General features: G+C 54.7%; 19 protein-coding genes, 1 tRNA gene and 1 pseudogene. 15 read left to right on the top strand and 6 right to left on the bottom strand.

Features of this window, described 5'->3' with window-relative positions; all coding sequences use genetic code 11:
- Positions 1–156: 156 nt before the first annotated feature.
- Together CAP48_RS15815 and CAP48_RS15810 are read left to right on the top strand one after the other, a co-directional pair.
- Complete coding sequence (locus tag CAP48_RS15815) at positions 157–417, top strand: helix-turn-helix transcriptional regulator (RefSeq protein WP_100698398.1); 261 nt, start codon at positions 157–159, stop codon at positions 415–417.
- Between the two features lie 5 nt (positions 418–422).
- On the top strand, positions 423–1,778 hold the full coding sequence (locus CAP48_RS15810; protein ID WP_100698397.1) for a type II toxin-antitoxin system HipA family toxin: 1,356 nt from the start codon (positions 423–425) through the stop codon (positions 1,776–1,778).
- 30 nt (positions 1,779–1,808) lie between these two features.
- Here CAP48_RS15810 and CAP48_RS15805 read toward each other — a convergent pair whose 3' ends face one another.
- On the bottom strand, positions 1,809–2,702 hold the full coding sequence (locus CAP48_RS15805) for a LysR family transcriptional regulator (protein ID WP_100698394.1): 894 nt from the start codon (positions 2,700–2,702) through the stop codon (positions 1,809–1,811).
- A 107-nt stretch (positions 2,703–2,809) separates the two neighbouring features.
- Here CAP48_RS15805 and CAP48_RS15800 point away from each other — a divergent pair, with 107 nt between their 5' ends.
- The 4 genes and pseudogenes from CAP48_RS15800 to CAP48_RS15775 form a co-directional block, all read left to right on the top strand.
- Entirely contained in the window at positions 2,810–3,793 is a 984-nt protein-coding gene (locus CAP48_RS15800) for an aldo/keto reductase (RefSeq protein WP_100698392.1), read from the top strand.
- Positions 3,790–4,200, top strand: a complete 411-nt coding sequence (locus CAP48_RS15795; protein WP_100698390.1) for a carboxymuconolactone decarboxylase family protein — start codon at positions 3,790–3,792, stop codon at positions 4,198–4,200. Before CAP48_RS15800 ends, CAP48_RS15795 begins: the two co-directional genes overlap by 4 nt.
- Before the next feature lie 355 nt (positions 4,201–4,555).
- Positions 4,556–5,386 carry an alpha/beta fold hydrolase gene (locus tag CAP48_RS15790; RefSeq protein WP_242444517.1) on the top strand — a complete coding sequence of 277 codons (831 nt, stop codon included), beginning with the start codon at positions 4,556–4,558 and terminating at the stop codon, positions 5,384–5,386.
- 668 nt (positions 5,387–6,054) lie between these two features.
- Positions 6,055–6,186 (top strand): annotated as a pseudogene (locus CAP48_RS15775) (transposase); the annotation flags it as partial.
- A gap of 110 nt (positions 6,187–6,296) precedes the next feature.
- On the opposite strand, the gene CAP48_RS15770 reads toward CAP48_RS15775, so the two are convergent.
- Positions 6,297–6,372 (bottom strand) — tRNA-Gly (locus CAP48_RS15770).
- A gap of 302 nt (positions 6,373–6,674) precedes the next feature.
- Between CAP48_RS15770 and murB the strand changes: the two genes are divergently transcribed.
- Positions 6,675–7,688 carry a UDP-N-acetylmuramate dehydrogenase gene (murB, locus tag CAP48_RS15765; protein WP_100698384.1) on the top strand — a complete coding sequence of 338 codons (1,014 nt, stop codon included), beginning with the start codon at positions 6,675–6,677 and terminating at the stop codon, positions 7,686–7,688.
- A gap of 305 nt (positions 7,689–7,993) precedes the next feature.
- Here the strand turns inward: murB and dapB are convergent, their stop codons facing one another.
- Positions 7,994–8,785: a 4-hydroxy-tetrahydrodipicolinate reductase gene (gene dapB, locus CAP48_RS15760; RefSeq protein WP_100698382.1), complete on the bottom strand. Its 792-nt coding sequence runs from the start codon at positions 8,783–8,785 to the stop codon at positions 7,994–7,996.
- A gap of 138 nt (positions 8,786–8,923) precedes the next feature.
- The gene (locus tag CAP48_RS15755; protein ID WP_100698380.1) at positions 8,924–9,499 is read right to left on the bottom strand and encodes an outer membrane protein assembly factor BamE; all 576 of its coding nucleotides are present in this window, start codon (positions 9,497–9,499) and stop codon (positions 8,924–8,926) included.
- Positions 9,500–9,654: 155 nt separating this feature from the next.
- On the opposite strand from CAP48_RS15755, the gene fur reads away from it, so the two are divergent.
- Positions 9,655–10,089, top strand: coding sequence for a ferric iron uptake transcriptional regulator (gene fur / locus CAP48_RS15750; protein ID WP_255411720.1), 435 nt, complete (start codon positions 9,655–9,657; stop codon positions 10,087–10,089).
- Between the two features lie 313 nt (positions 10,090–10,402).
- On the opposite strand, the gene recN is transcribed toward fur, so the two are convergent.
- On the bottom strand, positions 10,403–12,049 hold the full coding sequence (recN, locus tag CAP48_RS15745; RefSeq protein WP_100698376.1) for a DNA repair protein RecN: 1,647 nt from the start codon (positions 12,047–12,049) through the stop codon (positions 10,403–10,405).
- A 68-nt stretch (positions 12,050–12,117) separates the two neighbouring features.
- Entirely contained in the window at positions 12,118–13,005 is an 888-nt protein-coding gene (locus CAP48_RS15740) for an NAD kinase (RefSeq protein ID WP_100698374.1), read from the bottom strand.
- A gap of 161 nt (positions 13,006–13,166) precedes the next feature.
- On the opposite strand from CAP48_RS15740, the gene hrcA reads away from it, so the two are divergent.
- The 7 genes from hrcA (at position 13,167) to CAP48_RS15705 (ending at position 21,570) form a co-directional block, all read left to right on the top strand.
- Entirely contained in the window at positions 13,167–14,168 is a 1,002-nt protein-coding gene (gene hrcA, locus CAP48_RS15735; protein WP_100698372.1) for a heat-inducible transcriptional repressor HrcA, read from the top strand.
- A 249-nt stretch (positions 14,169–14,417) separates the two neighbouring features.
- Positions 14,418–15,410, top strand: a complete 993-nt coding sequence (gene hemH, locus CAP48_RS15730) for a ferrochelatase (RefSeq protein WP_100698370.1) — start codon at positions 14,418–14,420, stop codon at positions 15,408–15,410.
- Between the two features lie 58 nt (positions 15,411–15,468).
- Entirely contained in the window at positions 15,469–16,344 is an 876-nt protein-coding gene (locus CAP48_RS15725; protein ID WP_100698368.1) for an MOSC domain-containing protein, read from the top strand.
- 262 nt (positions 16,345–16,606) lie between these two features.
- On the top strand, positions 16,607–17,188 hold the full coding sequence (gene grpE / locus CAP48_RS15720; RefSeq protein ID WP_100698366.1) for a nucleotide exchange factor GrpE: 582 nt from the start codon (positions 16,607–16,609) through the stop codon (positions 17,186–17,188).
- Positions 17,189–17,411: 223 nt separating this feature from the next.
- Positions 17,412–19,340, top strand: coding sequence for a molecular chaperone DnaK (dnaK, locus tag CAP48_RS15715; protein ID WP_100698364.1), 1,929 nt, complete (start codon positions 17,412–17,414; stop codon positions 19,338–19,340).
- Positions 19,341–19,438: 98 nt separating this feature from the next.
- A complete protein-coding gene (gene dnaJ, locus CAP48_RS15710; protein ID WP_100698362.1) occupies positions 19,439–20,563 on the top strand; it encodes a molecular chaperone DnaJ in 1,125 nt (374 codons plus the stop codon).
- 116 nt (positions 20,564–20,679) lie between these two features.
- A complete protein-coding gene (locus CAP48_RS15705) occupies positions 20,680–21,570 on the top strand; it encodes a methylglyoxal synthase (RefSeq protein ID WP_100698360.1) in 891 nt (296 codons plus the stop codon).
- Positions 21,571–21,590: the final 20 nt, after the last annotated feature.

Here is a 21,590-nt window from a genome sequence, read left to right as displayed (position 1 = left end):
GTAACAACACGAAGGTATGCGTCGTTTAAATGCGTGTAATACAGCCAATAATTTGTATATTGAAAATACAACATATAGTATGTATACTAGAAATACAATTTAAATACTGTATTTCATTTTTACAGCTTATGGTTTGTAAAATATCGAGAGGTAAGCATGCGTGACTATACTGTTCATACATCGGCCCAGCTGCCCATGCTGCTGCAGGCGTTTCGTAAGGAGGCCGGGCTCACGCAACGCGAAGCCGCCCTTCGGCTGGGCGTGACGCAGCAGACCTTGTCTGCACTGGAACGCCACGCCGACACGGTGAGTGCAGATCGATTGTTGCGATTGCTCAGAATTCTGGGCGTGGACCTTGTGCTACGCAAAAGCGGTGAGTCTGACGCTACGGGCGGCATCGCCCCCTCTGCCTGGTAAACGCTATGGGAAGACGCTCTCATGCCCGCACACTCGGGCTGTGGATGAATGCAGATTATGTCGGGACGTGGCATATTCGACCAGGTGAAGGCGAGATCCTGCAATATGCCGACAGCTGGGTCGCCTCGGCACGCGGTCGGGCGCTTTCGCTGTCTCTTCCGTTTGCACCTGGCAATCCGCCGCATCGCGGGGAGTCCGTGCGGACTTACTTCGAAAATCTGCTACCTGACAGCAAAGACATTCGCCAACGGGTGGCGCGTCAATACCAGACTGGATCCACCGATGCGTTCGATTTATTGATGCAGGTAGGTCGCGATTGCGTGGGTGCCCTGCAACTGCTGCCCGACGGCATGCAGCCAGAGGCAATAAACGCTGTCCAGGCCACACCCTTGAGCGAAGCCGAGATCGCCCGCTTGTTGCGCGATACGCTCAATCCTGGCCCCTTGTCCGGCGCAACTGGATCCGACATTGAAGACTTGCGCATTTCTATCGCTGGCGCGCAGGAAAAAACGGCCCTGTTGCACTTCCAGGGCCAATGGTGCCGGCCACAAGGCGCGACACCCACGAGCCATATCTTCAAACTGCCCATGGGTCTGGTTGGGAATATGAAACTGGATCTGGGCGAGTCCGTCGAAAACGAATGGCTTTGTGCGGAGATCCTGCGCGCCTACGGGCTGCCGGTGGCTGAATGCGAGCCGCTGCAGTTCGAAGACATGAAGGTGTTATCCGTGACGCGATTTGATCGGGCCTGGATTGACCATGATGAGCACAAGCCGTGGCTGGTCCGGTTGCCACAGGAAGATTTTTGCCAGGTCACGGCAACGCCACCCCATTTGAAATATGAGGCCGATGGCGGGCCCGGCGTAGATCGCATCATGAGGTTGCTTGACACCTCTATTTATCCCGAACGTGATAAACGCATTTTTTTCCAATCGCAAATCCTGTTCTGGATGCTGTGGGCGCCCGATGGTCATGCGAAAAATTTCAGCGTTTTCCTCAGACCTGGCGGCGGATATGAGCTCACGCCGTTGTATGACATTCTTTCCGTTCTGCCTTTTCTGGGAGAAGGGAAGGGGAAGCTTTCGCCTTTCCGGGTGAAAATGGCGATGGCCGTGCGCTCCAAAAACACACATTACCTGATGCGAAGAATCGAGCGACGGCATTGGCTGACTGTGGGCGAGCGATATGGTGTGGTAGCGCCAGACGGGCGCGGGGCGCAAGCGGTTGTGGATGACCTTGTGGCCCGAACACCCGCGGTGGTACGTGATGTACGGGCCAGGCTGAGCAACTCATTTCCTGAGCGGGTAGCCGACAGTATTTTACGGGGCCTACAGGCTTCGGCTGACAGACTGGCGGGGTGAATCGTTCACAAGCAACAGTCTGTCTTGCAATCATGGTTTTGCATATGTCAGTTCATCGGCATTTTTTTCAAAAAGCGCAATTAGGAAATCCGCAACCACCCTGATTCGTCTTGAATGGACAAGATCACTATGCATGACAAGCCAAATCTGTTGATTGACTCCCAATTCTGCGACAAGACATTGGAGGCCATGCCGTCGCGCCAAAAAATGAGGAAGCACTGCCAGGCCCATTCCAGCTACCGCAGCAGCCAACTGGCTGGAAAGGCTGCTGGTCATTAATTTGGGGGGCCGGCCGGCTAACGCTCTGATGATCCACTGTGCTGACGGGAGATGACTGCTTGTTTCCACCCATCCAATCAGGCTGTCCGAGTCTTGCACAAAAGAAGCGCTCTTGATCTTTCTTTCGGCTAAATAGGAGCTTGAACCATAAAGGCCAAATCCCAAGGTTCCAATGGTTCTAAGCGTTACGTTGCCCTGGGTGGGTTTGACCATCCGCACGGCAAGGTCTGCGTCCCGGCGATGCAGATTCACAGTTTGTGTCCCGGTTATGAGCTCCAGCGTGAGATCCGGATGCATCTCATACAGCGGCTCTAGAGCTGGGATGATGAAGGGGTCGGCCAGATTTTCTGCCGTTGCTAATCGCACGTGTCCCGCGACTTCATGCATGGGTGCTGCCCCAAATGCCTGTCCTGCCTGTTCCAGTCCTTCTGCCCGATTCAGCAAACTTTGCCCTTCATCGGTGAGGAAGTAGCCATTTTGATGACGGGAAAATAGTCTTACACCCAAGGCAGACTCGAGTCGATCAAGACGGCGAATCATGGTGGCCGTTCCCACGCCAAGCTGCTTGGCTGCACGTGTCAGCGTGCCCGTTCTGGCCAAGGCAAGGAATACCCTGGCATCGTCCCATTGCAGATGATTGCTCATGCATATTCCGTTTTCGGTAAATAGATTGCCATAAATATAGATTGATAGAACGTTATCGGGACATGATACTACGTATATATTTGATTTATACACAAGGAGAAACTGATATGAAGCACCGTGTTCTGGGAAACGGTTTCACTGTCTCGGCAATCGGTCTGGGTTGCATGGGCATGAGTGAATTCTACAGCCCCCGTGATGATGTGACTGCGATGGGGGTAATGGACCGGGCTGTCGATTTGGGGGTCTCAATGTTCGATACGGCTGATATGTATGGCCCGTATCATAATGAAGAGCTCATCGGTCGGTTCATCGCAACGCGGCGTCCGGATATCAAAATTGCGACGAAATTTGGAATCGTACGCAATGGTTCCGAATATAGTCGAACCATCGATAATAGTGCCGCGTATGCCCGCAAGTGCTGCGAAGCATCGCTCAGGCGCCTCGGCATTGAACAGATCGATTTGTACTATGTGCATAGAATCGCGACAACGCAGTCTATCGAAGAGACGATGTACGGTCTGGTCAAGCTCAAGGAAGAAGGCAAGATTGCGCACATCGGTTTATGCGAAGTGAGCGCAGCTACACTGCGACGTGCCCATGCTGTGCATCCGGTCACTGCGGTTCAAAGTGAATATTCACTATGGACAAGAGATGTGGAAGACGACGTGTTGCCGACCTGCAGGCAACTGGGTATTGGTTTTGTTGGCTATTCTCCGTTGGGGCGGGGGTTTTTAACGGGGCGCTTTCAAAACCCGGATGAAATTGGACCGGGAGATTTGAGGGCTATGTTGCCTCGTTTCCAGTCTGCAAATATGCAGAAAAATAAATCATTCGTCGCGATTCTTGATGAGCTTGCGCAGAGCAAGGGAGCAACCCCGGCGCAAATTGCGTTGGCATGGATATTGACGCAGGGAGATCAGGTCGTTCCGATTCCCGGTACAAATTCATTAAGTCATCTTGCCAGCAACATTGCCGCAGCATCGATCACCCTGACAGCACAGGAAATGCATTGGTTGAGTTCGGCGGTAGCGCGGGTTCAGGTTGCGGGCGAGCGGTACACGGAGGAAGGCATGAAGGGAGTGGCGGTATGACAAACACAGATACCGCTGATCGGCGTGAACGCGCTCTGGCAATGTTAAAGTCGCTGGATCCTGCAGCGCCAGCCAAGGTTTCTGCCAGGCTGGATCGACTCACTCATGATTTTGCAGAGCTGATCCTGGGGTTTTCATTTGCCGATATTGTTTCCAGACCGGGAATAGATTTGAAAACCCGCGAGATGCTCACGGTTGCGGCATTGATGGCAATGGGGACCGCGCCATCACAACTGGAGTTTCATGTCCGGGCGGCGTTGAACGTTGGAGTTACCCGCCAGGAGGTGATAGAGATTCTGCTGCAGATAGCAGTGTACGCTGGCGTTCCGGCCTGCATGAACGGAATTGCTGCCGCCGAAAAAGCATTTGATGCTCATGATCAACGCACAGGGAGCGAAGCCCGGTGACTAAGTTGGTTAATCAGTAGTAGCAGCCAGTCGATCCGGTCAACGTGATGCCAAGTGATCGCGTTGGCCGCATTGTCTGATAAATATTCGAGAGCGACTTAAGTACATTCGTAAAAATTGCCGCATTTCAATTGCTAAAGGTCAATAACATAGTTTATTGACATAAGTAGTAGAAGCGGTTAGGATAAGCGGGCAGTGTATCGATAAATAAATATGCCATTTGTCATTGGCTCCCGGCAGTTACTTCGATCAATTCGAGCGCTGCAGGTGCCATCAGTTTTACCGTACTAAGTTAGTTCGAATAATTGTCATACATAATAATGGGAGTGTAGAGATGAGGATAAAGTTCAGGGGCTTGGCCCTTGCGATTGGCGCTATTGCAATGCTTAATATGGGTACTGTGGGCGCAGAAGCGGTTGCCGTCAAATCGGTGAAAAACGGGGATGCGACCATCAGCTACCATGCGCAAGGAAAAGGGCCACTGGTTCTTCTGATTGCGTCGACTGGTCGGGGAACCGAGGAATTTGGTGAATTGGCCGAGCGTCTGGCGCAACGTGGTTACCGTGTGCTGAGACCGGAGCCGCGCGGTATCGGGGAAAGTCACGGGCCGATGGAAGGCGTTTCCTTTCATGATTTTGCCAAGGACTTTGCTGCAGTCATCAAAAACGAGGGCGACAACGCCATTCTGGCAGGGCATGCGTATGGCAACTGGATCGCTCGCACGATTGCTTCAGACCACCCCGAACTGGCGCGCGGCGTCGTGCTTGTCGCGGCGGGTGCCAAATCATGGCCCAAGGAACTGAGCGAGGCCATCACGATGATTAACGACCCTTCATCTACGCGAGAGCAGCGGCTTGCGGGCTTGAAGCTAGCCTTCTTTACCGAAGAAAGCGACCCACAGCCCTGGCTCGAGGGGTGGCATCAGGCAGTCACCAAAAGCCAGCGCGCGGCGCGCAAGCTGACCAACCGGGACGACTGGTGGGCCGGCGGCACCGTACCTATGCTGGATCTGCAAGGTGGGGCAGATCCTTTCCGTCCGGCAGAATCACGCAACGAACTGAAGCAAGAGTTCGGAGATCGGGTTACGGTAAAGGTCATTGAAAATGCGAGCCATGCACTGCCGGCGGAAAAACCGGTAGAGACGGCGAATGCTATTGCAGACTGGGCCGATACGTTAAAAGACTAACCGACGTCCCATTACGCCGAAGATATATCCTTTGCGATTTCGCCTTTGTGGCCGGGCGGAGCCGATATGTTTGACCGGTAGCTGCGTGCTTTCCGCTCTTGCAACTGGCGCAGTGATTTGGCCACTGCAGAGACCGTGACTGCAAAAGCGCCAGTACTTGCGGCGCCACGCGCGTTCGCCGTGAAAGGTTGACCGTGTGCGGCGTTGTGCCACGTCGCAGCTTCCTGTTCCTCGACCACAAAGGCAACCTCATGACCGGCGCGGCTTAAGCGTTGCGCCAGCTTTATGAATTTGGCGGTTTGTACCATTGCGCAGGCTGGGTGTAACTCGCAAGCAGCTTATCGACACAGAAAAAGACCAGTACCCGGCTTGCCAATGGGCCGAAGCGATTCATCAACAGTGCCCGCAGGCACAAGGTTTGTCCTGGATGTCGCGGCAGGATGACTCGGCCTGATGCTGTTTGGCGAGCGCATCTCCGATGGCACGTTATGCTTGCAGGGAGCGTCGCGGAGCTTGACCGAAGATGCGGTAACCTATGATGCCGTACTAAATCTAGCCGAGAAGATTGGTGTTGCAATTATTCCTGGGATAGTTGAATCGAACGCTACTGCTCCCCAGCAAATAGTTGCGCCGGTTGGGCGGTGCTGACTGTCTCCCAGATTCAACGGATCACCGAGGGCTTCCATACTAAAATGAAAATGCTTTCGCGTTGTTCGTATGGATTTAGGAATTTTGAGAATTACCGCTTGCGAGTATTGGCTCAATGTGGTTGGAATGGAGTGATTAATCGAGTTTGGTGAATGCCGCTGTTTGCCGCCTTGTTTCAATTCTGGATCGCGGTTATTGAGTGTCTGCTGATTGCAGGCAGACGCAAAAAAGCCCAAACCGAAGTTTGGGCTTTTCTAAATTCTGGAGCGGGAAACGAGGCTCGAACTCGCGACCTCAACCTTGGCAAGGTTGCGCTCTACCAACTGAGCTATTCCCGCATTTTTCAGCTGAAAATGACTTCGCATTTAATCGAATAGTGTTAAATTATTCGTTAGCATGCATTTGCAATCTCGATCAGCTAAGCCATAAATTATATACAAGCTATTTGAGATATGCAACGTATTTTTTTGCTGCTGTCTTCAAAAATTCGATTCTGTGTTTTTTATACATCATCGGAGCGTTTCCGTTGCCATAACGGAGCCATCGCTGCTGCCACATGAATCTCTTTGCGAAGAGGCAAAACTATAGCAGTAAATTAATTATAATGTCAAATTAATTTCACACTAGCAGGTGCTTTTTGATGCGGGATGATATAACGCAGGATCTCACAGGTCTCAATACACTGAGGCTGGTCTCGCATGCCGCCCGTTACTTTCGGCTCGACAGCGAACAGCAGTTGTCTATGGTCACGCAATGCGTCCAGAGGGCGGGTGGCAGAATTTACATGCTGGGTGGCGGCAGCAACCTGGTATTGCGCGAACACCTGTTGCGGCCTGTGGTGCATAATCTGCTCAAGGGAATCCGGCTGATCGAAGAAACCCCCGACGCATATATTGTGGAAGCGGCGGGCGGTGAAGTGTGGCACGACTTTGTTGCTACGTGTATACGCAATGGCTGGTACGGGCTGGAGAATCTTGCACTCATTCCCGGTACGGTGGGCGCTTGCCCGGTACAGAATATTGGCGCCTATGGCGTCGAGGTCATGGATCGGATTGCCAGTGTGTGCACATGGGATCTGGTCCAAGGTCGGCCGCGTTCTTTCAGCGCGCAGGAATGTGCGTTTTCTTATCGAGACAGTCTTTTCAAGAAACCGGCAGGGCAGGGCTATCTGATCACGGCGGTGCGATTTCGTCTGCCCAGGCAGTGGACGCCGACTATCTCCTATCCTGATCTCAAAAGCGATCCAGAACTCGTACAGAACGCCACGCCACAAAAGATTTTTGATGCTGTTTGCAGGATCCGGCAGGCCAAGTTGCCTGATCCGGCCATCATCGGCAACGCCGGTTCGTTTTTCAAGAACCCGATCGTGTCGGCGGCACAGCAATCACAATTGAAAACAGACTATCCCGCACTCGTGACTTATCGACAAACCGACGGTAGCTATAAGCTGGCCGCGGGCTGGATGATTGAACAATGTGGCTGGAAGGGACGCACGCTCGGGCGTGTGGGCATGCATCATCGCCAGGCGCTGGTACTCGTCAATCATGGCGGCGCAACAGCGACAGATGTCCTGGCGCTTGCCGATGCGGTCATTGCGTCTGTGCGGCAGAAATTCGATGTGACGCTGGAGCGCGAGCCGGTTCTGTTTGATTGATTCATCTGAGCGCCGTTATCAAGACTGGCGCTGTCACTGTTCCTCATATTCACTGTTCCCCATATTATGGGTGCCATGATTCATGCGGCGGTGGTAGATTTGTTTCGAGGTTGAAGCTGCGAAGAGGGTGTGAAGTTGTTGCGGGCAGGCTGATGCTTCAATGGTATCGCGCTGGTAGATGCTGCGCTGGTTTACATTATCACGATCCCTTCTGCGATTATCACAAATGCAAAAACGGCTGCCTGATGGCAGCCGCGAGTGTCGTGTCAATGGTGGGGTCAAAGGCCCTCAGCCCTGCGTGTGTGTCAGCCGCCAATGACCTGCTGCATAGAGAACAGGCCCGTTTGCTTATCCTGTAAAAACAGCGCAGCGCGCACGCTGCCCTGGGCATAGGTGCTGCGGTTGGACGATTTATGCGTAATTTCAATGCGCTCACCCGTTCCCAGAAACATGACGGTATGGTCGCCGATGACATCGCCGCCACGCACCACGGAAAAGCCGATCTGGCCATCCTTGCGCGCGCCGGTGTGACCGTGCCGACTCCAGTCGGCAATGTCTTCCAGCTTTTTGCCCCAGGCATTGGCGACGGTTTCGCCCATGATCAGCGCCGTGCCCGAAGGCGCGTCTACTTTGTGCTTGTGATGTGCCTCGTATACTTCTACGTCATAGCCGCTGTTGAGCATTTTTGCAGCCTGGTCAAGCAATCGCAACGTGGCGTTCACGCCAATACTCATATTCGGCGAAAATACGATGGCAATTTTCTCGGCAGCCGATGCTATTGCCGCCTGGCCTGGGGCGTCAAAGCCCGTGGTGCCGATGACTATTTTTGTATCGTGCTCGACGCAAGCCTGTACATGTGCCAGGGTGCCTTCGGGGCGGGTGAAGTCAATCAGGCAATCGCAGTCTTTGAGCACCGCCAGATCGCTGCCCAGCTGCACGCCGGTAGTCTGGCCCAGAAAGGCGCCGGCGTCTTCGCCCAGGTGGGCGCTGCCGGCATGATCCAGTGCCGCGGCAAGTGTAAGTTCGGGGCTGGCAAGGACGGCTTCAATAAGCATGCGGCCCATACGGCCGCTGGCTCCGGAAATGGCAATGCGCATGGTGGGGTGTTTCCTGAAGAAAGTTGCTGCCTGCGACAGGCATGCAGGTGAATGATGGGAGTGCAGCCTGGGCCCGTTGTCAGCCAGCCCGGACGAGCCGTCCGGGTAATATACTGGCTGATTTACATCCCGGCTGGCTTATTGCGTGCGGGTTGCGCCAGGCGCAGGCTCTGTACTGATTTGCTCGCCTGCCGGCTGAACGGGCGCTGCGCTAGCAGCGTCGTCCATTGGGTACGTGGTCACTTCATTGCTGTCTGTACCGGTTGGCGCAGCCTGTAGCGCTTGTGGATCGGTCACTTCAGTGTCGGGCGCCTCGTCTCCGGGGCGATACAGGCGTGCTTTCTGTTCGAAAGGCTGGAATGACGGCTGTTCATCGCCTTCCCAGCGGTCAACACGGCCGTCGACAAACCACACCGAGAACTTGCGCAGTACGGCGTCGCCATAGCCCGGTTTGAAATAATAGGGGTAATCCCAGCGGTCGGGATGGAACATGTCCTTCAGGGTAGTCGAGCCCAGTGCATAGCGCACTTGATCCTGTGTCATGCCTTTTTGCAGCAGAGCGACATCTTCGGCGGTGATCCAGTTACCTTGTTGAACAGAAGGCCTGTATGGGAAACCCCATTCTCCTGAGGCGCAACCACCCAGCACGGCAAGTGCTGTAAGGGAGGCGACCAGACCATACCGGATACGGGGGAAAAGGCGAGTTTGGTTCATGACTTGGCGACGTTCCTGTATTTGGACTCGTAAAAGCGTTATGATAATAGTTCTGGGCAATCAATAGGATTGTTTAGCCAGGTAATCTCAAAAATTAGTCGGAAGCGTGTTTTCCGCAATATCTTATCCACCTCCCATTTATCAGCGAGCGAGCCTTGAACGAATTACACGATCCCAGTGAACTCAAAAGCATGGGTCTTAAAGCCACTTTCCCGCGGCTCAAGATCCTGGATATTTTCCGTAAGGCAGAAATCCGCCATTTAAGTGCAGAAGACGTCTATCGTCTGCTTATTTCTGAGAATGTCGATATCGGCCTTGCCACGGTCTACCGGGTGCTCACGCAGTTCGAGCAGGCCGGCATTCTGTCCAGAAGCCAGTTTGACAATGGTAAGGCAGTCTATGAACTGGACGATGGTGATCACCATGATCACCTGGTATGCTCAGTCTGCGGAAAAGTTGTTGAGTTTTCCGATCCGGAAATAGAAAGACGCCAGTCAAAAGTTGCCAAAGACAATAACTTTTTGCTGGAAAGCCATGCCATGGTTCTTTATGGCATTTGTGAAGACTGCGAGACCCGGCACCGGCGCTAGGACAGCGGTATAGGGGGCCACAACCGGTAACGGTCAGTGGTCGCGTCCACCCCAGTCTGGCAAGATCACACATCAGGCGGCAGCGCCGTCCAGTGTCGTGTTGTCAAAAAAAGGCAGATTACAATCTGCCTTTTTTCTTTTTAGACTGAGTGAAATTGTCACGATCAGACGATTCAATCGAAGTCGTTCAATCGAAGTCGTTCAACGGGAACCGTTCAATCGACACGGTCCAAATCACACGGCTGAATCGACACCACTTACGCCATACCACTTACGCCATACCACTTACGCCATACCACTTACGCCATACTACTCAATCGCTGTGAGTCAGCATTTCACGGGCATGTTTGCGTGTGGTTTCCGTGATTTTGACGCCGCCGAGCATGCGGGCGATTTCTTCGGTACGGGCGTGATCGTCCAGCAGCTCGATGTGCGAGACCGTTTCTTTTTTTCCTTGTTTTTTCTGCACTTCAAAGTGGTAATGTGCGCAGGCGGCCACCTGTGGCAGGTGGGTGACGCAAAGCACCTGATGATGTCGCCCCAGATCGCGCAGCAGCTTGCCCACCACTTCGGCGACAGCCCCGCCAATGCCGGTATCCACTTCGTCGTAAATCAGCGTGGGCACCTGGTGCGCACGATTGGCCATGACTGACAAGGCCAGAGAAATCCTCGCAAGTTCACCGCCCGAGGCCACTTTGGCCAGCGGACGCGGTTCGCTGCCTGTGTGCGCGGCCACGTTGAACTGCACATTGTCCATGCCCGAGGCGCCAGGCTCGGCAGGCTGTATCGTGATTTCAAATGTGCTGCCCTTCATGGCAAGGGTCTGCAGTGCTTTGCTAACTTGTCTGGACAATGCTGCGGCCGTGGTCAGGCGCGCTTTGGTCAGTTTTTCGGCTGCCTGGCGATAGGCGGCTTCGTGCGCGGCTGCGTGTTGTTCCAGCCCTGCCAGGTCGGATTCGCTGTTGAGCGCATCCAGTGTCTGGACCAGTTGCTCCTGGCGATCATATAGCGCTTCGGGCTCAAGCCGCAATTTGCGTGCAGTCGAAAACATGGCGCTCATGCGTGCTTCGGTTTCGGCAAGCCGCTCGGGATCCAGCTCGGCCCTGTCCAGATAACTGCCCAGATCGGACGCCGCTTCGGTAGCGGCGATGCGGGCCGACTCGATGGCATCATAAATACCCTGAAGGTTTTGGTCGTTGCGCAATAACGGCTCAATACGATGCAGGGCAGCGTTAAGCGTTTCAAGTGCACTGGCCTGCTCGCCGTCCAGCAGCTCAAGTGCGCTGGCAGCGCCTTCGAGCAGGGCAGAGGCGTTGGCCAGTCGGTTGTAATCGGCGTTGATGGTGGCCCATTCCTCTTTGCCCGGATTGATCTGGCTGATTTCATTCAACTGCCATTCCAGCCGATCCCTTTCGGCGTCCGCTTCTCGCTGGTTGCTGCGAGCACGCTCCAGTTTCTGTCGTGCCTGCTGCCAGTCCGTCCAGTGGGAGCGAACCTGGCTGGCCAACGTTTCATGCTGGCCGTGGGCATCAAGCAGAATACGCTGCTCATTGCGCTGCAACAGTTTTTGGTGCGCGTGCTGGCCGTGAATATCCAGCAGATGCGAGCCGATGGTCTTGAGTTGGCTCAGCGTGCCGGGGACGCCGTTGATGAAAGCCTTGGATTTTCCGGCACGGTCGATGACCCGGCGCAAGACCAACTGATCATCGTCCAGTTCCTGTTCGATCAGAAATTCGCGCAGGGAAGCGGGAACATCGAAAATCGCACTGATGTCAGCCTTGTCGGCGCCTTCGCGAATGGCGCCGCTATCGCCCCTGGAACCCAGTGTGAGCGCCAGCGCGTCAATCAGGATAGATTTGCCGGCACCCGTTTCTCCGGTAAAGACAGAGAAGCCGGCGTCAAATTGCAGTTCGGTCTGTTCAACAATGACAAAATCACGGATATGCAGGGAACGGAGCATGAATACGTACTTCTGTGATGAATGGGATTGCTGGATTGAAGTGGGTCAGTTTTCCGGAGAAAATCGTGCTAACTGGCTTCGGGCATGATATTCCAATGTAGTTTCTGGCGCAGGGTAGAGAAAAAACTGTAGCCTTTGGGGTGCAGGAACCGAATCTGATGGTCCGCCTTGGTCACGACAATTTTATCGCCCAGCTGCAGATCGGACCAGGTTTGCATATCGAAATGCACGCTGGCGCCCGTTTCCACTCGACCCACTTCAGTCAGCGTCAGTGTAAGCGTACCTGTGTCGGGCACGGCAATGGGCCGGTTCGATAATGTCTGGGGAGCAACTGGCACCAGCAGGAATGCGTTGACTGCCGGGTGCAGAATGGGGCCGCTGGCGCTTAGTGAATAGGCAGTAGAGCCGGTGGGCGTGGCAACGATCAGGCCGTCAGCGCGTTGGCGGTACATGAGCGTCTCGTTGTATTCGACGCAAATTTCGATCATGCCGCCGCGCCCGGCGCGGTTTAAAACCACGTCATTGAGGGCCAGGGCACAGGTCAGGGTTTGTTCCTCACGCACGACCGAGGCCTGCAGCAGTGTTCGATGTTCGATATCATACTGGCCATCCAGAACTGACTCGATGGCCTCGCGGGCGTGCTGCACCGGAATATCGGTGATGAAACCCAGCCGGCCATGGTTGATGCCCAGCAGTGGAACGTCATACTGGGCCAGCTGGCGTCCAACGCCCAGCATGGTGCCGTCGCCGCCCATGACAATAACCAGATCGGCCTGGTCGCCGATTTCGGCTGTCGTGGCAGACGGATACTCGGTCACTCCGGTGTTTTGGGACGTTTCCTTTTCAATCAGAACTTGTCGGCCTGCCGCGCGCAGTACACCGGCGAGCGCGCGCAAGGGAGTATCAAGACCGGAGTCATGATATCTGCCGACCAGCGCTATGGTTGAAAAATGCATAATGAAACCATATACAATAAACGAAACGACAATGAAAAGAGAGGGGTATCCGAAATGAAAACTTCGGCAACCGTCATAATACGTTATTCTACAATGACTGCAGGTTTAACAATTAATGTGCCCGTAAAATATCCACGGGAACAAACCATAACAGACCCACAATGGATGATCGCGCAAACGCCCTATTGAAAGCTCTGATCGAGCGGTATATTGACGACGGCCAGCCGGTAGGCTCCAGAACACTGTCCAAGTTGTTCGAGCTATCGCCGGCCACCATTCGCAATGTGATGGCAGACCTGGAAGACCTGGGCCTGATTCACAGCCCGCACACCTCTGCCGGTCGTGTTCCCACGCCGCGCGGGTATCGCCTGTTCGTGGACAATCTGCTGGTGATCAAGCCCTACGATCTGGACGAGCCTTCCGATTTGCATGAGGCCTTTTCTAATACGGCGCCCAGCAAGGCGCTGAGCGTGGCCGCGTCACTGGTGTCGAACCTGACCCAGTTTGCCGGTGTGGTGCTTACGCCTAAACGCACCCAGGTGTTTCGTCAGATTGAATTTATCCGTTTGTCACAGCGCCGTATCCTGCTCATTATCGTGACGCCAGATGGCGATGTACAGAACCGGATCCTCTCACCTGTGCACGACTACACCGAAGCTCAGCTGATTGAAGCGGCAAATTATTTCAATCATAATTTTGCGGGAAAATCCTTTGAGCAGGTGCGCGAGCAGCTTGCGACTGAATTGAGTCGGCTCAAAGAAGAAATATCCTCTTTGATGCAGGCCGCTGTCGATGCAGGCAATGATGACGATCCCGAATCTTCCGTAGTCATCTCCGGCGAGCGTCGGCTGCTGGAAATAAAGGATTTTGCCAGCGATATGGATCGTTTGCGCAAGATGTTCTCGTTGTTCGAGCAGAAGACCGACTTGATGCAATTGCTGGATGTCACTGACCGGTCCCAGGGGGTCAAGATTTACATCGGCGGCGATTCGCGCCTGGTCCCCATGGAGGATGTCTCGGTAATTACTGCGCCTTATGGCGTTGATGGCAAAATTGTCGGTACGCTGGGTGTTATCGGTCCAAGCCGCATGTCATACAATCGCGTCATTCCCATCGTCGATCTGACCGCAAGACTGCTGTCTAACGCGCTCAGCCACCAATAGTGTACCGCTAGCGACCGTTAGCGATCCACTGCAAGGCAGTCGCCACCTCTCACGCTTGCCGGGCGAAGCCGGCGATTGTGTCTGTCATATGCGCTACAACGCATGGCAACTGCTCAATCCGGGTACAATCTCATCTCGATATTGCATATATAAAAGCTGGCGGTCTCGCTGCTTTTTTTGAGGTGCCGCATCGTTCGTGTCTGGCAGACAGTCTGATGGGCGGCATCGTACCGCAACCTACAGGAAAGCATGAATACAGGCGTTGTACTGATCAACCTGGGCACCCCGGCCAGCCCCGATGCAGGCGCAATCGGCGCCTATCTGAAGGAATTTCTGTCCGATCCGCGCGTGGTTGAAATCCCGGCTGCCATCTGGAAGCCCGTTCTTAATCTTGCGGTTCTTCCGCTGCGACCAGCCAAACTGGCGCCAAAGTATCGTGAGATATGGATGGAAGAAGGCTCTCCGCTACTCGTTTATGGCAAGCGTCTGGCCCAGGGCGTGCAGGCACAACTGGATCGCGAGCAGATTGCTGCGACTGTTGTGCTGGCCATGCGCTATGGCCAACCCTCAATGCAGCAGGCATTCGATCAACTGCGCCAAGCCGGTTGCGAGCGTATTCTTATTGTGCCGCTTTATCCGCAATTTGCAGCCAGTACGACGGCGACCATTTTTGAGAAAACGCTAGCGTTGTATCGCGACAAGCGCGATTTGCCCGAGTTGCGTTTCATCAAGCGCTTTCATCAGTTACCGGGCTACCTGGATACGCTGGCGCAGAATGTGCGCGACTACTGGCGCGAACACGGTAAGCCTCAGCAGTTGCTGCTCAGTTTTCACGGCCTGCCCAAGCAGTCGGTAGAGCAGGGCGATCCCTACCTGCGCGATTGCATGGCGACCGCCGAGGCGCTACAGGCCAGGCTGGCTGCCGAGGGTGTGCCTATCGATATCGCCTTTCAAAGCCGCTTTGGCCGTGCCGAGTGGATCGGCCCTTCGACGCTGTCGCTGCTGCAGGCCTATCCGGGTGACAATATCCGCCATGTGGATGTGCTATGCCCGGGCTTTGTGGCCGACTGTCTGGAGACCCTTGAAGAGATCCGGATAGAGTGTGCGCGTGCTTTTGCTCAGGCCGGAGGCGAACAGTTCCGTTATATCCCCTGTCTTAACGATCATCCGACTTGGGTTGCTGCCATGGCGGGCCTGATACGGCAACATATTGCCGGCTGGCCCCAGATGGACGCAGGCTGATCGTGCCGCCCCGGGAGCAAGTGGTTATGTTTTTTATTTAAGATTTCAGAGAGTCATCATGGCCGTCACTATTAGTGGTCTGTATGTATATCCCATTAAGTCATGCGCCGGCATTGCGCTCGATAGCGCGACACTTGGTGCATTCGGGCTGGCGTGGGACCGACAGTTTATTCTGGTCGATGCTGCAGGTGCAATGATGACCCAGCGCACCGTTGCACGCATGGTGCTGTTACAGCCCACGCTGAACCTGGAGCGCAACCAATTGATCGTGCATGCGCCAGGCGCTCATGCGCTGGCAGTCCCGCTCGATCCGCAGGGGGCCGAGGGCAAGCCTGTGGCTGTGCGCGTATGGGAAGGGCAGCCGCTGGGATTGGCCGTTAGTGCTGATGCCGACCAATGGTTTACGCAGGTGCTGGGCCAGCCTTGCCGCCTGTTGCGCCTGCATCCGCAATCCCAACGCCGGGTCCGACCTGAATATCCCGAAAGCTGGCAATTGCGCCATCAGGGCTGGAAGCCGTTAAACGCCCAGGACCAAACCTTTGGTTTTGCTGACGGTTTTCCGTTTCTGTTTGCCAATACCGCTTCGCTTGCTTCACTGAACGCGGCGCTGGCCGGCAAGCAGCAGGCGCCGGTGACTATGATCCGTTTCCGTCCCAATATCGTGCTGGACGGTCTGCCGGAATATGAAGAAGATTACATTTTCGGCCTGACTGCCGGAAAACTCAATTTCGCCTTTGTCAAACCTTGCACTCGCTGCTCGATTCCCAATGTCGATCCGGCTTCTGCGGCAGTTGCCGATGAGCCCGGCATTACTTTGATGCAAACCCGCAGCGCGGATCTGGGTGTACTGTTCGGTGTAAACGCGGTACTGACTGACAATACCAGTGACATTCTTCACGTAGGACAGCAAGTTCAGCCAGAGTATGACTTTTGAGCCCGTTCGCCGCAAACACAGGACTGGCGCTGCCGGCTTTATCAGGTCCGGTTTTGCCATGTTCGTCAATTGAGCGGCTGGCAGCGGCAATGTCCCCAAACCTTCTTATGTAACCGCTTTTCGCAGGCAGACAGCGCTTTTTTCCCCACGCAGACAGCGCCCGCGCCGGGGCTGCCGCCGCCAGAACAAGCGCCCCCTTGAATTTACCTTTCGCCGCCCCCAAGTGGGGGGTAACTATATTGATTTGACCGCAGGAGCAAAAATGACACAGGAATTTGACCCAAACAAGAGCCAGGACCAAAACGCACAGAATGAAGACACCGCGCAGCCTGAGGCTGCCGATATCGAACAGCCTGATCAGCAAGCGCCGGACGCGCCGACAGACGACCTGGAGGCTAAATATTCGGAACTGGAAGCCAAGGTCGGCCAGTATCATGATCAGTTGTTGCGCGCTCATGCCGAAATGGAAAATGTGCGTCGACGTGCTCAGGACGATGTCTCCAAGGCCCGTAAATTCGGTACAGAATCCTTTGCCGAGAGCCTGGTGCCGGTCAAAGATAGCCTGGAAGCGGCGCTGGCGCTGGAAAACCAGTCCCTTGAATCACTCCGGGAAGGCGTTGAAACCACGCTACGCCAGCTGGGCGCAGCGTTTGAGCGCAATAATCTGAAGGAAGTGGCGCCAGTCGAGGGCGACAAGTTTGATCCCCATGTCCATCAGGCCATTTCAACCGTACCATCGTCGGCCGCATCAGGCACAGTCGTGACCACGTTACAAAAGGGATACACCATCGCCGATCGCGTGTTGCGGCCTGCGCTGGTTACCGTGTCAGCCGGCCAGGGCTGATCGCAGTTGCCGGCAGACCCGTGTCTTCCGGCTTTTTATGTCATTTGCCTGGGTTGCAGTCAAAAAACGTGCCAGAAATGCAAAAAAAGCATAAAAATCGCGTTTTTTTCTCTTGAAATAGAAACCGGACAGCCCCACGTACTAGGCAACGAAAGATCCTGTGCCGCAAAACAGGCACGCCAGGGTCCATTATTTTGAATTTTTGATAATAGGGTAGACTCAAATGGGAAAAATCATTGGTATTGACTTGGGTACCACCAACAGCTGTGTATCAGTATTGGATGGCGAAAAGGTCAAGATTCTGGAAAATGCCGAAGGCACACGCACAACACCTTCCATTATTGCCTATATGGAAGACGGTGAGACCCTGGTTGGCGCGCCTGCCAAACGCCAGGCCGTGACCAATCCACAAAATACGCTTTACGCAGTCAAGCGTCTGATCGGCCGCAAATTTGAAGAAAAAGCCGTACAGAAAGATATTGATCTGATGCCCTACGGCATTGTCAAGGCTGACAACGGCGACGCCTGGGTCGAGGCCCGCGGCAAGAAGATGGCGCCTCCACAGGTTTCCGCAGAAGTGCTGCGCAAAATGAAGAAGACCGCAGAAGACTATCTGGGCGAAGAAGTGACAGAAGCCGTTATCACGGTGCCCGCTTACTTTAACGACAGCCAGCGCCAGGCAACCAAAGACGCAGGTCGCATTGCCGGTCTGGAAGTCAAGCGGATCATCAACGAGCCGACGGCGGCTGCGTTGGCTTTTGGTCTGGACAAGACCGAAAAGGGCGACCGCAAAATCGCGGTTTATGACCTGGGTGGCGGCACCTTTGACGTGTCCATCATTGAAATTGCCGACGTAGACGGCGAGAAACAGTTCGAAGTGCTGTCTACCAATGGCGACACCTTCCTGGGTGGCGAAGACTTTGACCAGCGCATTATCGACTACATCATTGCCGAGTTCAAAAAGGAACAAGGCGTTGATCTGGGCAAAGACGTGCTGGCGTTGCAACGCCTGAAAGAAGCAGCGGAAAAGGCCAAAATCGAGCTGTCTTCTGCAACGCAGACCGAAGTCAACCTGCCGTATATCACGGCTGATGCTTCCGGCCCGAAACACCTGACCTTGAAGATCACCCGTGCCAAACTGGAAGCGCTGGTTGAAGACCTGATCGAACGCACCATTGCGCCTTGCCGTACTGCGGTCACGGACGCCGGCGTCAAAGTGTCTGAAATCGATGACGTGATCCTGGTCGGTGGCATGACCCGTATGCCTAAAGTGCAGGAAAAAGTCAAAGAGTTTTTCGGCAAGGATCCACGCAAGGACGTGAACCCTGACGAAGCGGTAGCTGCCGGTGCTGCTATCCAGGGCTCTGTGTTATCTGGTGATCGCAAGGACGTGTTGCTGCTGGACGTAACGCCACTGTCTCTGGGTATTGAAACCCTGGGTGGTGTCATGACCAAAATGATCCAGAAAAACACCACGATCCCAACACGCTTTACGCAGACATTCTCTACCGCAGAGGATAACCAGCCTGCCGTGACCATTAAGGTCTTCCAGGGTGAGCGTGAAGTGGCTGCCGGTAACAAGGCGCTGGGTGAATTCAATCTGGAAGGTATTCCGCCAGCGGCTCGTGGTCTGCCACAAATCGAGGTGACGTTTGACATCGATGCCAACGGTATTTTGCATGTTTCCGCAAAAGACAAAGGCACCGGCAAGGAAAACAAAATCACGATCAAGGCAAACTCCGGTCTGTCAGAAGATGAGATCCAACGCATGGTTAAGGATGCCGAAGCCCATGCCGACGAAGATCATCGCGTGGCAGAACTTGCTCAAACCCGCAATCAGGCCGATGCGCTGCTTCACTCAACCCGCAAGTCTATGACTGAATACGGCGACAAGCTGGAAGCGGCTGACAAGGAAGCGATCGAAGCTGCGCTCAAGGAGCTCGAAGAGGTGCTCAAAGAGGGCGACAAGGCTGCGATTGACGCCAAAGTTGAAGCGGTGACAACCGCCTCGCAAAAACTGGGCGAGAAAATGTATGCGGACATGCAGGCCCAGGCGCAGGCTGAGGGCGCACCTGGTGCCGAGCAGGCCCAGCCCGCAGACGACAATGTCGTTGACGCTGACTTCAAAGAAGTAAAACGCGACGACAAATAATGCACGTTGTCTGATTGAAAAACCCGGCCGGTCTGAAAAATGACAGGGCCGGGTATTGTTTTTTATATATTAAAGAAGAAATCTAAAGGCGTATAACGATGGCAAAACGTGATTACTACGAAGCCCTGGGTCTGGCCAAAAACGCTTCGGATGAGGACATCAAGAAGGCGTATCGCAAACTGGCCATGAAGTACCATCCGGATCGCAATCCGGACAGTCACGAGGCGGAAGAAAAATTCAAGGAAGCCAAGGAAGCCTACGAAATTCTGTCCGACCCGCAGAAACGCGACGCTTATGACCGCTATGGACATGCGGGCGTTGATCCCAATGCCGGCATGGGCGGCGCCGGTGGTGCCGGATTCGGAGATGTCTTTGGCGACATTTTCGGCGATATTTTTGGTGGTGCCGGCGGTGGCGGCCGGCGTGGCGGCCCGCAAGTGTTCCGCGGCGCCGACCTGCGATATCGGCTGGATATTACCCTTGAGCAGGCTGCCAAGGGAATGGAAACTGAAATCCGCGTACCCAGTTGGGAAAATTGCGATGTCTGTCACGGTTCCGGCGCCAAGCCCGGCACCGAACCGACAACCTGCCACACCTGCCATGGTGCGGGCGCAGTGCGTATGCAGCAGGGCTTTTTCAGCGTCCAGCAAACCTGCCCAACCTGCCACGGTACCGGCAAGGAAATCAAGGAACCGTGTACGGCGTGTGACGGTGTAGGTCGCAAGCGCAAGAACAAAACGCTGCAGGTCAAGATTCCTGCCGGTATCGACGACGGGATGCGTATTCGTTCCGGCGGTAACGGCGAGCCCGGCGTCAATGGTGGTCCGGCCGGTGACCTGTATGTTGAAATATCGATCAAGGAACACAGTATATTCAAACGCGACGGCGACGATCTGCACTGCGAAGTGCCGCTGCCGTTTGTGACTGCAACACTGGGTGGTGACCTGGAAGTGCCCACACTGGGCGGTAAAGGAGAAATCACCGTTCCCGAAGGTACGCAGACCGGCAAGGTTTTCCGCCTGCGAGGCAAGGGTATCAAGGGTGTCCGCGCATCCTACCCGGGTGATCTGTACTGCCACGTCGTGGTTGAAACTCCGATTCGCTTGAGTGACGAACAGAAGGCGTTGCTGCGCCAGTTTGAAACCTCGCTCAATGACGGGGGGGACCGCCACTCCCCAAAGAATAAATCCTGGACCGACAGAGTCAAAGATTTTTTCAGCTGATCGCCGAACATGCCTGTCCAGGCTGCCGTTCCTCTTTAGAATGCACGTATCACTACGTGCATTTTTTTGCATGAATGAAATTGTGTTCGTTACGTTCAATTCGGGGGGTATTTCATATGTCATCAACGAGCAGTCTTCGCTTTGCGCTTGCAGCCAATCGTCTGCATCACGCAACGCCCGATGCGGGCCTGTTTGCCTGGCTCAAAGCCTCATCCGAAACCATCCGTGAACTGGGCATCGAATTGCATACCGTGGGGCGCACCTATGATGCGATCCAGCGCGAAGGCTTTTTGTCGGGATATAAAAACAATATCCGCTACCCCTACGGACGCGAAGGTGGGTTGATGAAACTGGTTTCGCGCGTAACGGTGCATGAAGCGACGCCCGTCACGCTGGATGGAGCCATTTATCTTATTGATCCGGTGGATCCGTCTTCGATTTTCCCTGAAGCGCTGGCTCTGAAACGGCAATGCATCACGCATGGCAAACCTTTTATTTCCACTGTGGCCGGTGCCATGGAATGGATGGAGGTCGAGCGTGTGCGCGCGGGACTGACACCGCTTGGCGACTGTTTGTCGTCTGATGTTTTGCGTGGGCAGACCCTGGCACTGATTTCCCATGATGCCCTCAAGGCCGACATGGTGGCTTACGCGTCGCAGTATTTCGATATCCTGTCGCTGTTCAAGCGCCGGGTCGCCACCGGCACAACCGGCGGGCTTTTGAATGAGCTGGCCTGGTCCAAGGGCTGGCCGGCCGATAAACCCTGGGTGGAGCGCTACCTCAGCGGCCCGCTGGGCGGTGACGCACAAATTGCAGATCTGGTGCTCGACAGAAAATGCCAGCGCGTCATCTTCTTTGAAGATCCGCATGTGGCGCGCCAGCACGAGGCCGATATCCAGTTGCTGGAACGCGCGGTACGTGTGGCGACGCATGATGCGACCTGCGCAACAGCGCGAGAAGTGGCACGCAAATGGGCAGAGGCGGTGCAGCAGGTCAATGTCGGATAGGCGTGTGCGAGGCGATCACC

The organism is Advenella sp. S44, from assembly GCF_002810445.1.
GTDB lineage: Bacteria > Pseudomonadota > Gammaproteobacteria > Burkholderiales > Burkholderiaceae_B > Advenella.
This window is presented reverse-complemented; position numbering and strand designations above follow the sequence as displayed.